We start from the raw sequence: 12661 nt of genomic DNA, 5'->3' as shown, positions 1-12661 counted from the left end.
ATTAGATATTGAAACCCCAAACATGAAAAAAATATTCCAATTTACGCTTTTATTATTCTTAGCGGTTTTTACTTTCCAAGGCTGTCAAGATATGGATGATGTCGCTACACCAAAGGATCTTGCTATCAAAGATTTTATTTGGAAAGGACTAAACCAATACTATTTATGGCAAGCTGACGTCCCTAATCTATCTGACGACCGTTTTGCCTCACAGGCAGAACTGAATACTTTTTTGTCAGGTTATTCAACTCCCGAAAGTTTATTTGATGCTTTAAGAGTTGACAAATCTATTGATAGATTCAGCTGGATTGTAAGTGATTATTTAGAATTAGAAGGAGTACTGCAAGGAACTACTAAAAATACTGGAGTCGATTATGGCTTAAGATATAAATCCGGAAGCACTACTGAAATATTTGGTTGGGTAAGATATATTATTCCTGGTTCAGATGCATCAACCAAAGACATCAAGCGTGGAGCAATCTTTTACGCAATAAACGGAACTCAACTTACCGCAAGTAATTATCAAACTTTACTTGCTGCCGAAAGTTATACGTTAAACCTTGCCGATTATAATAATGGAGCAATTACCCCAAACGGAAAAACGGTTTCATTGACCAAAACAGTTTTAGCTGAAAATCCCATTTCACTAAATACCGTAATCACTTCAGGCACTCATAAAATAGGCTATTTGATGTATAATGGTTTTTATGCCGATTATGACAATCAGTTAAACGATGCTTTTGGCACACTAAAATCGCAAGGAATTACTGATTTAGTTCTTGATTTACGTTATAATTCAGGTGGTTCAGTTCTTACAGCTACCCGTTTAGCAAGTATGATTACGGGACAATATACTGGGCAGATATTTGCAAAACAACAATGGAATCCAAAAATCAACAGCTATTTTGAAACCAATAACCCGGATGCGTTAAAAAACAATTTTACGGACAAAATAGGATCTACTACTATTAATAGTTTGAATTTGACTAAAATTTATATCTTAACCACAAAAAGTACCGCTTCGGCAAGTGAGTTGGTGATTAATGGATTGAAACCGTATATGGAGGTTGTACAAATTGGCGACATAACTACTGGAAAAAATGTGGGTTCAGTTACATTATATGACTCGCCTACTTTTGGCAAAGACAATAGAAACCCGAATCATCGCTATGCCATGCAACCTATTGTTTTAAAAATTGTAAATTCCGCAGGTTTTGGTGATTACTTCAACGGATTGAAACCTACTTATGAATTGAAAGAGAACTTAGGCAATCTAGATATTCTTGGTAACACAACGGAGCCTTTATTAAGTACTGCAATTGGAAAAATCACAGGAACAGTAAAAATGCTAAGACAAAGTCCGGAAAAAGATTTCGAATATTTTACAGATGTAAAATCTATAAATGGATTACAAAACCAAATGTATCTTGACAAAGCACCTGAAGGGCTCTTGCAATCTTTAAAATAACATACTAAAAGATAGATTTACCCGTTATTAATTGACTGTCAATATTTTAAAGAAATACAAATGAAAAACACAACAAAATTATTTTTGATTTTGACTGCAATTACTTCTTTTGCCTTTATGAATCCTACACCCGCAGAGCCCAAAAAAATAATTGTGGTAATTGATGCAGGACACGGTGGAGATGATTTTGGAGTAACCGCTAACGCTATTTCTGAAAAACAAATTGTCGAGCAAGTCACTAATAAAATTAAATCTTCCAATAAAAATGTAGAAATCCATTTTACCAGAAATGATGATAAATCTTTATCACTTCAAGATAGAACTGATTTTATTAATAAGCTAAAACCTAATTTAGTTTTATCCCTGCATGTAAATGCAAGCTTAAATAACAAAACATCCGGTTTAGAGTTTTTTGTGGCAAAAGAAACTGAATTTTTTGAAAAATCACATGCAATTGCCAATCAGCTAAACGATAAATTTTCAAAAAATACTAATTTCAAAGTATCAGCTGTAAAAACCGGTCCTTTCTACATCCTTAAAAAATCAGATGTTCCGGCCGTAATTGTTGAGCTGGGTTATTTAACAAATGAGAATGACAAGAAATATTTGATTGATGACCAGCAGCAAAATAAAATTGCAAATTCCATTTCAGAATTCATTTCGGAAATGAAATAAAAACAATACATCTTAAAAAAGGCTTTCATCACTGAAAGCCTTTTTTGATTCTCTACTTTATTGCATTATAATTTGATATTCAATCCTAATTTGAAGTTTCTACCAAGGGAACTATAACCAACATTCTCTACAAAATCAGCGTTTAAAATATTAGTTACCGCACCAAAAACGGATAGCCTATTTTTTATCAATTCGTATCGTACGGACGAATTTACTAATTGATATGATCCTAAAACAATCTTTTTTGTTTCATAAGTGTTTCCATCAAAAAACGCATCTTTTCTGCCATCCACATATTGATAATTCACATTAAAGAACAGACTGCTATTTATTTGAAAATCCAACGACGAATTGACTTTATGCTTAGGAATTAGTCGGTCTAATGCAGTATCAACTTGTGTAAACGTATAATTAGAATTCCACTTTATTTTTTCGCTCAAGGCAAAAGAGACTTCGGTTTCCACACCTTTTGCTTTATTCATTCCATCAATATTGATGTAATTTGATTTAAATGTTACCGGATTGGAATAAAATCCAATAAAATTTGTTTGTTCACGATAAAAACCTACTGCGTTCAATCGGATTTTTTTATTCAAAAAGTGTGTTTCAAAGCCGGCTTCAATCGTACTGTTTTTCTCTGGTGTCAAATCTGCATTTCCATACTCGGAATACAATTGGTACAAACTAGGTGTCACAAACGCTGTACTGTAGGAAGCTAAAATCTTTAATGGAATCGATTTGAAATCATAAGAAGGATTGACGTTATACACCAATTGATTTCCATATTGACTGTGGATATTTAAACGCGCTCCAATATTTAGATTCAAACCAAAATCAGAATTAAAAACCCCTGTAACGTAAGGATCAATCATATTAAATTTGGTTTTCTCTTTAGCAATATTCCCATAAGGCGTTACACTATTCATGTCATGAAACTGATATTGAGCACCAGTAACAAAAAATAGGGATTGCGTAACTTCATATTTATTATAGGCATCCACATTCACGCTTCTGGAATCGTATTGTGAAAATCCTGCTTTATTTGAATAGGTGTCAAAATCATTATAGGCACGAACTATTTTGTTAAAGCTTGAATTCAGTACAAAATCTCCTTTTGTGTACTTGTATTTTGGTGCAAAACCAAAACGAAATTGTTCAGACTTTGTAGTATTTAAATTCGTGTCATTAGAACCTGTATTATCAAAAGAATAATCATAATCATTTTTGATTCGGTCATAATTACCAAAGAAATCCAGCGTCAATTTATCCGTTGCTTTATACCCCAGTTTTGCTAAATAATTGATCCGCGAAAAACCATCCTCTTCATAGTTTGCATTTGGATTTGGTGGTGCAATTTGAGAAATTCCGTTGGTCTCAGTACTATTCAAAGAAGCAAAATAATTGACTTTCTTCACATTGCCATTTACTGAAAAACCTTGATTAAAATCCTGTGCGGAAGTTTTTTTGGTAGATGCTGTATTATTTGTTCCAATGTTCAAATACGCATTTCCTTCAATGGCTTTTTTACCTGATTTTTTCAAAGTAATACTGATTACACCAGTCGCAGCGCCAGAACCGTACAAAGTACTTGCAGCTCCTTTCATAATCTCAATACTTTCTACCTGATCAACGGGAAGCAAACGTAAATCATACTCAAAACTAATTCCCGAAGCATCGTTTAAAGGAATTCCATCAATAAGAATAAGTACTTGATTGTTCTTTCCTCCCCGAATGTAGTAGCCTAAATTTTTCCCCGCTACACTGTGGCTTCCGTTAATCTCTAAACCGGCAACCGTGTTAAGAATAGTTGCAATGCTTTGTCCAGCATTTTTTTTCAAGTCTTCAGCTGTGATCTTAGTAATCACCTTTCCTGATTTTTCCTTTGCTAAAGCAAATTTGGAGTCGGAAACTACTACTTCATTCAATTCATTTTGAGTTGAAATAGTTTCTTTTTTTTGCGCAAAAGCACAAGAAGTTATTAGCACGCATAACGCACTAATACGAACGATTTTATTGTTCATTTTAATAAAACATTTAGTAACAGTCCGATTTTTTAAACTGCTACATGACTAAAAAGTGGGAGAAAAGCATAGAATTACCCATACCCAAACCTTTTTTCCCGAAAGTTTGATACTCGATGTAATAGGCAGGTCTCCTGGCTTGCGTCTTGTTGTTTACCTTCTCATTCTTGATTTAGGATTTTAGATTTATTCATTAAGGATTATTTAATCCTAATTCCTAAATCATTAATTCTAATTTATTTGAACAATGGTTTTGTAGATAACAACAAGCTTTATAGCTTACAGTTGCGGGTACAGCCCAAGATTTTTAATTTGGGATTTACGATTTGGGATTTGGGATTTAAAATCCTCAATCTAAATTCATAATTCCTAAATTTGCACTTGATTCCCTTTTAGTGCCGTTTTGAAAAACAAAAACAGCAACCTCAATACGGCGACAAATATAACCTTATCATTTGAATAAAAAATAAAATTTGATTTTTAAAAAGTATTAAATATACCTTTGCAATTCTTGAAAATCATGTTATGAAAACAATTTTTTTAAAATTCACCTTCTTTTTATTTGTCATTTTTTTTAGTGGATGCAAGCAAAATAAGGAAACTTCCAATGCTATAATTACTTCTTCAAAAAATGAAGTTCACTATGCAAAAGGCTTAGAAATCTACAAATACAAAGGCTATTCAATAGTTAAAATTACCAGTCCTTGGCCTGAAGCCAAAGAAAATTTCACCTATGTTTTACAAGAAAAAAATGGAATCATTCCCGACAGTTTAAAACAATTTACTGCTATTTCTGTTCCAATAAAATCGATTGTAGTTACCTCAACAACACACATTCCAGCTTTGGAAATGTTGGGTGTGGAAAAAACTTTGGTTGGTTTTCCTAATACAGATTATATTTCTTCTGAGAAAACCAGAAAATTAATTGATACGGGAAAAGTTAGAGAAGTTGGTACAAATGAAACGCTAAACACTGAAGTTCTTATTGACATGGCTCCAGATGTGATTGTCAGTTTTGGTTTAAACAACAGTAATCCAACGCTGGATAATTTACAAAAAAGTGGTTTAAAGGTAATGCTCAATGGCGATTGGACCGAACAATCTCCACTAGGAAAAGCCGAATGGATTAAATTTTTTGGCGCTTTGTATGGATTAGATTCTAAAGCGAATACCCTCTTTTCTGAAATCGAAAAAGAATACAAAAACACTTTGGCTATAGCCAAAAAAGCAACCTCAAAACCGACGGTTCTCAGCGGTGCAATGTTTCAAGAACAATGGTATGTTCCTCAAGGCGAAAGTTGGGCTGCTTTATTTTTGAAAGATGCGCAATCCAACTATTTATGGGCTGATAGTAAAGGAACTGGCAGTTTACCATTACCATTTGAAACTATATTAGATAAGGCACAAAATGCTGATTTCTGGATTGCTCCGGGCGATTTTTCTTCGTTGAAACAAATGAGTGACAGCAATCCACATTACAGTCAATTTGTATCATTTAAAAATAAAAAAGTATATTCGTACGGTATAAATAAAGGCGCAAAAGGCGGGATTTTATATTTCGAATGGTCTCCTACCCGCCCCGACTGGGTATTGAAAGATTTGATTAAAATTTTTCATCCTGAATTGTTGCCAAATCACCAACTTTTTTTCTTTCAGAAATTAGAATAAATTGACTGATACAAACCGAAATATTTTTCTCTTTATCTTCCTAGCCATCGGAGTAGTTTTCTTGTTTCTGGTCAACATCAGTTTAGGATCAGTTTCTATACCTATAAAAGAAGTTTTTAATAGTTTAACCGGAGGAAATTCCAGTAAAGAAGCATGGGAATATATCATAATCAATTATCGTGTACCTAAAGCTGTTGCTGCAATTCTGGTTGGAATGGGCTTATCCATTAGTGGGTTGCTGATGCAAACCTTATTTCGAAATCCGCTTGCAGGGCCTTATGTTCTAGGTTTAAGTTCAGGAGCTAGTTTAGGTGTGGCTATGGTTATTTTAGGCGCCGCTTTTTTACCTGAATTTATAGCGACGATATTATTATCCTCTTATGGAATCGTTTTAGCTTCAAGTTTGGGTAGTTTTTTAGTTTTATTGGCAGTTTTGGCGGTTTCACATCGGCTGCGAGACACTATGGCCATCTTGATTGTAGGATTAATGTTTGGCAGTTTGACCAGCGCTATTGTTGGAACCCTAACCTATTTCAGTACCGCTGAACAATTACAAAAATTCACTTTTTGGTCCTTGGGTAACCTCGGCAATTTGTCTTGGACATCAATTCTAATTTTATCCATATGCGTGGCTGTAGGTCTATTATTAAGTCTTTTAAGCATTAAGCCTTTGAATGCTTTGCTTTTGGGTGAAAACTACGCCCGAAGTTTGGGTTTGAACTATGCAAAAACAAGACTTATCATCATTTTTGCCACCAGTATTTTGGCCGGAAGTATTACCGCATACGCCGGACCTATTGCTTTTATTGGATTGGCCGTGCCACATATCGCCAAATTAGTTTTCCAAACCAGCAACCATACTGTTTTGTTTTGGAGCACACTGCTTTTCGGGGCTATTATCATGTTGATTTGCGACAGTATTTCTCAACTTCCCGGCAGTGATATTACTTTGCCAATCAATGCTGTGACTTCGATTTTTGGGGCGCCAATTGTAATTTGGTTATTAATTAGGAAACGTAAAATGATGAACTAATGGAAAACAAAATCATCTTACAAGCTTCAGAAATCAGCATTGGATATTCTCATAAAAAAGAAAAATCAATTGTTGCTTCAGATATTAATTTGTCTTTAGAAAAAGGGAAACTTATTGCCTTAATTGGTGCAAACGGTATTGGAAAATCTACGCTTTTACGAACGATAACCGGAATTCAAAAAACAATTTCCGGAATTATTTTGCTCAACGGCCAAAACATTCACGAAATAGACGCCTTGACCTTGGCACAAAATCTAAGTGTGGTCCTAACCGAAAAATTGCCTCCCAGTAACTTGACCGTTTTTGAACTAATTGCTTTAGGAAGACAGCCTTATACCAATTGGATTGGAAAATTAACTGATACGGATATTGTAAAAGTGAACGAAGCGATGGAACTGACACAAATCAGCCATTTAGCCGCTAAAAAACATTATGAAATCAGTGATGGGCAATTACAAAAAGTATTGATTGCACGTGCTTTGGCACAAGATACACCGCTAATAATTTTAGATGAACCTACAACTCATCTCGATTTATTACACAAGGTAAGCCTTTTTAAACTACTTAAAAAACTCACGCACGAAACTGGAAAATGCATTTTATTTTCTACTCATGACATCGATATGGCTATACAGTTGAGCGATGAAATGATTATTATGACGCCTGAAACAGTAATTCAAGACGAGCCTTGTAATTTTATCGCAAAAGGAAGTTTTAATACCTTATTCAAAGATGAACATATTGTTTTTGACGCCGATAAAGGAAAATTTATGATTATTTAATATTACCGCCATTTTATTCCAAAGTCAATTTGTGATAAAAAATACTTTTCTTCATAGAAATGCCGCTTATCCATTTTACCATAAATATACAGCTTTTTGTAACGCAGACAAAAGTACCTTTTTTGTTAATTTTTAAATAATTAAACGCTACTAATCAGATAGTTATAATATTTATTGTATTTTTGTTGTTCGTTTTAATCTCCCCAAATCTTAACTTATCTACATCATTAAAAATAACCTTTTAAAATTTTTAATCATGGAAAATTTGTTTACAATGCCAAAAAAAATTATCGTTTTGGGGTCATTATTTTTGCTTTTTTCCTGCGCTCAAGATGAGTTGCTGAACGATGACTCACTGAAAGCCACACCCCGAACTTTTATCGAAAAATGGAGCTCGGACAAACTCAATGTATTCAAAGGACCTAAAGTTGCTGTTGGAAATGACAGTGTGCGTTCCTGGATTAGCGTGAGAAAAGATACAGGATTGCCAAATGAAATCGGTATCGAAATGTCTCCCGGAGCTTTAACTGGACTTCCGGATTATGCTCCGGGTGTAGAGGGTCCAACCATTGTTCTTCCATTGCATATTAAAGCAAAGCAATTAACCCCTTTTAAACACATAGTGCTTAATTGGCAAAACCACGGCCATGGTGGAGGCCCAACAAATACTGAATTCAATTCTCCACATTTCGATTTTCATTTCTATACAATTTCTAATGAAGAGCGCTTAGCGATTCCAGATTGGTGTTCCTGTCCGGCTGATGCCGCATTTAACATCTATCCACCCACCACAACGAGTACTACAAATAACCCTGTTACTATTACTACTGGTGGATATATGCCTTTGGGATATGCTACTCCACCTGGTCAAGGTGCGGTTTATGGACAAATGGGAAAACATTGGCTACCTATACCATTCACATATTTACCTTTCACCAAAGTTATGGTTTATGGCACCTATGATGGGAAAATCGTTTTTGTTGAGCCAATGGTTACCCGGGAATATTTATCAGCAAATCCAGCTTGGAGCGCGGATTATTCGCAACCAGAACTTTTTGAAAAAGCGGGAAATTATCCAACAAAATATAATATTTATCGAGATTCTAAGACTGAAAATATTAAAATAACTTTAAGCGATTTTGTAGCCAGAGCAGCTACACCCTATTAATTTTAAATGAGGAAGTCTATTCAAATTCCTCATTTTAATTTCCTTTCGATCAATTTATATATTCATTTAAATTAACTGTCATGAAAAATTATTTAAAACAAGTAATGATGTGTTTCGTTCTATTTTTAGTGTTTATTTCCTGTACAAAAGAAGATATACTTATGAATAACGAAGACATAAATTCTTCCTCTGATAAGAAAATAAAGGAATCCGGTTTTGTAGAAAACAATATGGTCATGTACTGGAATGAGAAAACAGCAACCGTTCTTGGTGCGCCCATGACCCAACCTAGCCGCACCCGTTATTTTGCCATTATTCAAATAGCGGTTCATGATGCACTCAATAACATCAAACCAAAGTACGAACGCTTTGCCTTGAATGAAAGAGAAAAATTTGCATCGCCCGACGCTGCCGTTGCCAGTGCAGCCTACTGGACCATTAAGGGGCTGAACCGGCAGGGAATTTTCCCGGTAGACACCTGGTACGCCGAAAGTTTGGCAACTATTCCTGATGGAGAAAGCAAAGAACTAGGCAAGATTCTTGGTAAAAAATCAGCCGATGCTATTATTGCCAATCGAGCCAACGATGGATTTACCCAAGTAATACAAGTATCTCTCACTCCACTTGATGGCGATGAGCCAGGCGAATTTCGTTCTCCTATCATGTACTTGGGCGGGGTTCTTAATTATTTACAACCACCCGTGAAAAGAATTGCAAACTGGGGTATTGTGATGAGAACTTATGTAATTAAAAGCAACCAACAGTTTCGCCCTGCAGGGCCTTATGCCGTTAGCTCAACAGATTACGGCAACGATTACAACGAAGTTAAAGCGAAAGGTGCACGAGTGAATTCTACACGAACTGAAACTGAAACTTCAATGGCGAGATTCTGGTCAGAAAACAGGCCTTCTATTACTTGGAATAATTTTACGCGGGAAGCCATCAAAACTAAAAAAATGGACGCTTGGAAAACAGCGAGACTGTTTGCACTGATGCATGTTTCTTTGGCTGAAAGCGTCAACTCTGGATTGAATGCCATGTATCATTATTACTATTGGAGGCCAGAAACAGCCATTCGCCTAGCTGCAACTGATGGCAATAATAGCACAGATGCCGATTCTGTTTGGCTACCTTTTCTTAACGAAGTGCCGAATACATTTCCCACTCCACCTCAACCAGGATATCCAAGCTCAATTACAGCATACGGTGGTACTGCTGCTGAAGTATTGCGATTATTCTTTGCATCCAATGAAACCGATATTTATCTGACCAGTGCCACACTGCCCGGCAATACGATGCATTTTACCACTTTTGCACAGGTGGCAAGAGATAATTCATTGAGTATGATTTATACCGGTTGGGAATTCAGGAAGTCAGCAATTGATGGAGAAGAGATGGGCAGAAACGTTGGTAACTATGTATTTAATAATCATTTTCGGGAAAATAGTGAGTGAAGCGTTTTAATAACACCAATAGCTACTATATTTTTATCCAATATTTTTTTGTCATATCAAGCGCAGTCGAGAACGATTAATGGTTCCCGACTTCGCTCGATATGATAATTGGACTAAGTTATAAACAAAACTATTATTGTTGCCATTCATAAAATCGCATTCTCAATTTCCTTTCAATAAATTAATGCTAACCGTCGCCAAATCTGAATCGGGAAATCTTTTAAAATAATTGGGATCCGGAAATAGTCCTGCTTCAGCAGCTATTTTATGCAGAACAGGAATTTCGACTATGTATTGATCTGAAAAACCATGGGTCGCATCATAAGCAGTAGCGGCAGTTTTCCCGAGATTAGCAGCTGTCAAATTAGGAGCTATGGTATGCAATTCGATCATCAACAAACCAAATTTTCGAACATATGGAGACCATTTATTGAGGTGTTCCAATAGATTATCTTCTACTAAATTATTATTAACGCGGATTCCTCTATGTGCAAAAGCTCCTGTTGAATGACTCACTCTGTCTTTGGTTATCTGTTTTGGCATTTCCCAAATTCGGTTATGATCTAGAAAGGTTCTCACATTCAGTAAATCTTTCAAATCGATAGCATAATTTTCCATCAAATCATTAGACAATACATCCGGACGACCAATATCCCCCCAAATTACTTTGGCCCAAATATCCGCTTTGATTAAATTCGCACGAGTTACCTTGAGAGCCGCCTCATTATAATCAGCGCCAACGAGAAATAACGGATAATCATCAAGCATTTTTCCACGCAAAGTTTGCCTGTCGATAACCTCAAAAATATGTTGCAGGAAAGCGCCATTTCCACAACCCATGTCCAGAATTCCTTTGGGTTGTTCCTCTATTGGCAAATTGAATAATTTAATGATAATTTCATCCACTACTTTAAAATACGTGTCGTGCGCACCGCCACTTCCCCACACATTCATTTCTCTGTCCACATGAATTTCGTCCTCTCCTTCGGCAACATTTCGCAATACATTTGGATTACCAAAAAGTAACTCGTCCATTTTACTAAAAGTAGGTAAATACGAAACAGTAACTCCATAAGCTGTGGCTCTTTTGGCAAAAAACAGACCTGTTTCCGTAAACTGATAATTTCCATTCTTTTGGGTAAACCAACCTAAATGGGCAAAGAAATCGAGTATGATTTTGAAATTTTCGGGGGATTTATGAAATTCCTCGGGACGGAAGGAAATCTCCATAAAATATTTATGAAACATTCCACTCATGCCTAGACGGACTAACGTTGGTCCCACTAAAGAGCCTTCAATATGCGTTAAAATCTGATGTTGAATGGTATTTGTCTGAGGATCATTCGAGAATGAAATCCCATAATTATTTTTATATTTTTCGAAAATAACTCGCAAACGTTCAAAAGGCGCCTCTTCGAATAATCGAGGATGAAATCGCATCGAGAAATGCAATAAATCAACCACATCTTCGTACAAATGAAACATAGAAAAAGCAGTTTCACTTTTATCGTTAATAGAAAATCTAATCTCGTCTGTAGCGTTATTGGCATGATAATTCAGGAATCCTTGGGAACATAAAACACGCAAACCTACATTTAGATAGCCTTCATTTGCGTTGAACTGAGCAGTGAGATCGGCAAGAGTGGCTTCTTTTTTATCAAAAATATAAGATAGCACTCCACTTTTATGTAAAGCAAAGGCAACTGGCGCCGTAACCAAGCCATCTAAATGTTTAAAAATGGTATTTCTAAGAATAACTTTATCAATCATAAAAGTAAATTTAAAGGTAGAAAAAACACTGCCAAATCAGGGAATGTCTTACTCAAATATATAAAATTTACTTCAAAAAAATCTTCCTACTTGCAATTTAAAATATACAACTTACAGTTTACAAGCTACTTGCCTTCTTGCTTCGCCAATGACAAACGCGACGGAATTAGCGATGTTAAAACTTCTAATGAGTGGTGACATGGGAATGGTTAAATGATTCGGAAACTGATTTAAAACTTCCTCACTCAAACCCTTACTTTCTTTCCCAAAAACCAACCAATCTCCATCTTCAAAATCATTCTCCAAATAGGATTTTGAAGCGTGGGAACTCATTAGAAAAACTCGAGATAAAGCAGGAATCTGTGCTTTCCAATCGGCTACATTTTGATATTCCGTTACATCGAGGTGTACCCAATAATCCAACCCGGAACGCTTCAAATTTTTATCATTGATAACAAATCCAAAAGGATGAATCAAGTGCAAACGACTTTCAGTACCTACACATAATCGACCTATGTTTCCAGTGTTATTTGGTATTTCGGGTTCTACTAAAACGATGTTTAACATTTTTAAAAGATTTTTGATTGCTGATTTACGATTGCTGATTTTTGATTGACGCCGT

At 35.5% G+C, this 12661-nt stretch carries 10 protein-coding genes and 1 riboswitch; of the genes, 7 read left to right on the top strand and 3 right to left on the bottom strand.

Annotated features, from left to right (window positions below; all coding sequences use genetic code 11):
- Positions 1 to 22: 22 nt before the first annotated feature.
- A complete protein-coding gene (locus tag IWX84_RS08075; RefSeq protein WP_196850227.1) occupies positions 23 to 1468 on the top strand; it encodes a S41 family peptidase in 1446 nt (481 codons plus the stop codon).
- Between the two features lie 60 nt (positions 1469 to 1528).
- Entirely contained in the window at positions 1529 to 2143 is a 615-nt protein-coding gene (locus IWX84_RS08070; protein WP_196850226.1) for an N-acetylmuramoyl-L-alanine amidase, read from the top strand.
- 65 nt (positions 2144 to 2208) lie between these two features.
- Here IWX84_RS08070 and IWX84_RS08065 read toward each other — a convergent pair whose 3' ends face one another.
- On the bottom strand, positions 2209 to 4164 hold the full coding sequence (locus IWX84_RS08065) for a TonB-dependent receptor plug domain-containing protein (protein ID WP_196850225.1): 1956 nt from the start codon (positions 4162 to 4164) through the stop codon (positions 2209 to 2211).
- 106 nt (positions 4165 to 4270) lie between these two features.
- A riboswitch (cobalamin riboswitch) is annotated at positions 4271 to 4607 on the bottom strand.
- A gap of 82 nt (positions 4608 to 4689) precedes the next feature.
- Here IWX84_RS08065 and IWX84_RS08060 point away from each other — a divergent pair.
- From IWX84_RS08060 to IWX84_RS08040, 5 genes are all read left to right on the top strand, one after another.
- Positions 4690 to 5832: an ABC transporter substrate-binding protein gene (locus tag IWX84_RS08060; RefSeq protein WP_196850224.1), complete on the top strand. Its 1143-nt coding sequence runs from the start codon at positions 4690 to 4692 to the stop codon at positions 5830 to 5832.
- Between the two features lies 1 nt (position 5833).
- Positions 5834 to 6865 carry a FecCD family ABC transporter permease gene (locus tag IWX84_RS08055; protein ID WP_196850223.1) on the top strand — a complete coding sequence of 344 codons (1032 nt, stop codon included), beginning with the start codon at positions 5834 to 5836 and terminating at the stop codon, positions 6863 to 6865.
- Positions 6865 to 7647, top strand: a complete 783-nt coding sequence (locus tag IWX84_RS08050; RefSeq protein ID WP_196850222.1) for an ABC transporter ATP-binding protein — start codon at positions 6865 to 6867, stop codon at positions 7645 to 7647. The genes IWX84_RS08055 and IWX84_RS08050 overlap by 1 nt, the downstream gene beginning before the upstream one ends.
- Before the next feature lie 256 nt (positions 7648 to 7903).
- Positions 7904 to 8815, top strand: a complete 912-nt coding sequence (locus IWX84_RS08045; RefSeq protein WP_196850221.1) for a DUF5602 domain-containing protein — start codon at positions 7904 to 7906, stop codon at positions 8813 to 8815.
- Between the two features lie 80 nt (positions 8816 to 8895).
- A complete protein-coding gene (locus tag IWX84_RS08040) occupies positions 8896 to 10269 on the top strand; it encodes a vanadium-dependent haloperoxidase (protein ID WP_196850220.1) in 1374 nt (457 codons plus the stop codon).
- A 162-nt stretch (positions 10270 to 10431) separates the two neighbouring features.
- Here IWX84_RS08040 and IWX84_RS08035 read toward each other — a convergent pair whose 3' ends face one another.
- Together IWX84_RS08035 and IWX84_RS08030 are read right to left on the bottom strand one after the other, a co-directional pair.
- Entirely contained in the window at positions 10432 to 12039 is a 1608-nt protein-coding gene (locus IWX84_RS08035; protein ID WP_196850219.1) for a class I SAM-dependent methyltransferase, read from the bottom strand.
- A 111-nt stretch (positions 12040 to 12150) separates the two neighbouring features.
- The gene (locus tag IWX84_RS08030) at positions 12151 to 12606 is read right to left on the bottom strand and encodes a tRNA (cytidine(34)-2'-O)-methyltransferase (RefSeq protein ID WP_196850218.1); all 456 of its coding nucleotides are present in this window, start codon (positions 12604 to 12606) and stop codon (positions 12151 to 12153) included.
- Between the last annotated feature and the right edge of the window lie 55 nt (positions 12607 to 12661).

It is taken from the genome of Flavobacterium sp. CG_9.10 (assembly GCF_015752245.1).
Lineage (GTDB): Bacteria > Bacteroidota > Bacteroidia > Flavobacteriales > Flavobacteriaceae > Flavobacterium.
This window is presented reverse-complemented; position numbering and strand designations above follow the sequence as displayed.

Excerpts from the sequence above, each read along its gene's own strand:
- IWX84_RS08050 (WP_196850222.1), top strand. The coding sequence starts at position 6,865 with ATGGAAAACAAAATCATCTTACAAGCTTCAGAAATCAGCATTGGATAT.
- IWX84_RS08045 (WP_196850221.1), top strand. The coding sequence starts at position 7,904 with ATGGAAAATTTGTTTACAATGCCAAAAAAAATTATCGTTTTGGGGTCA.
- IWX84_RS08065 (WP_196850225.1), bottom strand. The coding sequence starts at position 4,164 with ATGAACAATAAAATCGTTCGTATTAGTGCGTTATGCGTGCTAATAACT.
- IWX84_RS08060 (WP_196850224.1), top strand. The coding sequence starts at position 4,690 with ATGAAAACAATTTTTTTAAAATTCACCTTCTTTTTATTTGTCATTTTT.
- IWX84_RS08035 (WP_196850219.1), bottom strand. The coding sequence starts at position 12,039 with ATGATTGATAAAGTTATTCTTAGAAATACCATTTTTAAACATTTAGAT.
- IWX84_RS08040 (WP_196850220.1), top strand. The coding sequence starts at position 8,896 with ATGAAAAATTATTTAAAACAAGTAATGATGTGTTTCGTTCTATTTTTA.
- IWX84_RS08070 (WP_196850226.1), top strand. The coding sequence starts at position 1,529 with ATGAAAAACACAACAAAATTATTTTTGATTTTGACTGCAATTACTTCT.
- IWX84_RS08030 (WP_196850218.1), bottom strand. The coding sequence starts at position 12,606 with ATGTTAAACATCGTTTTAGTAGAACCCGAAATACCAAATAACACTGGA.
- IWX84_RS08075 (WP_196850227.1), top strand. The coding sequence starts at position 23 with ATGAAAAAAATATTCCAATTTACGCTTTTATTATTCTTAGCGGTTTTT.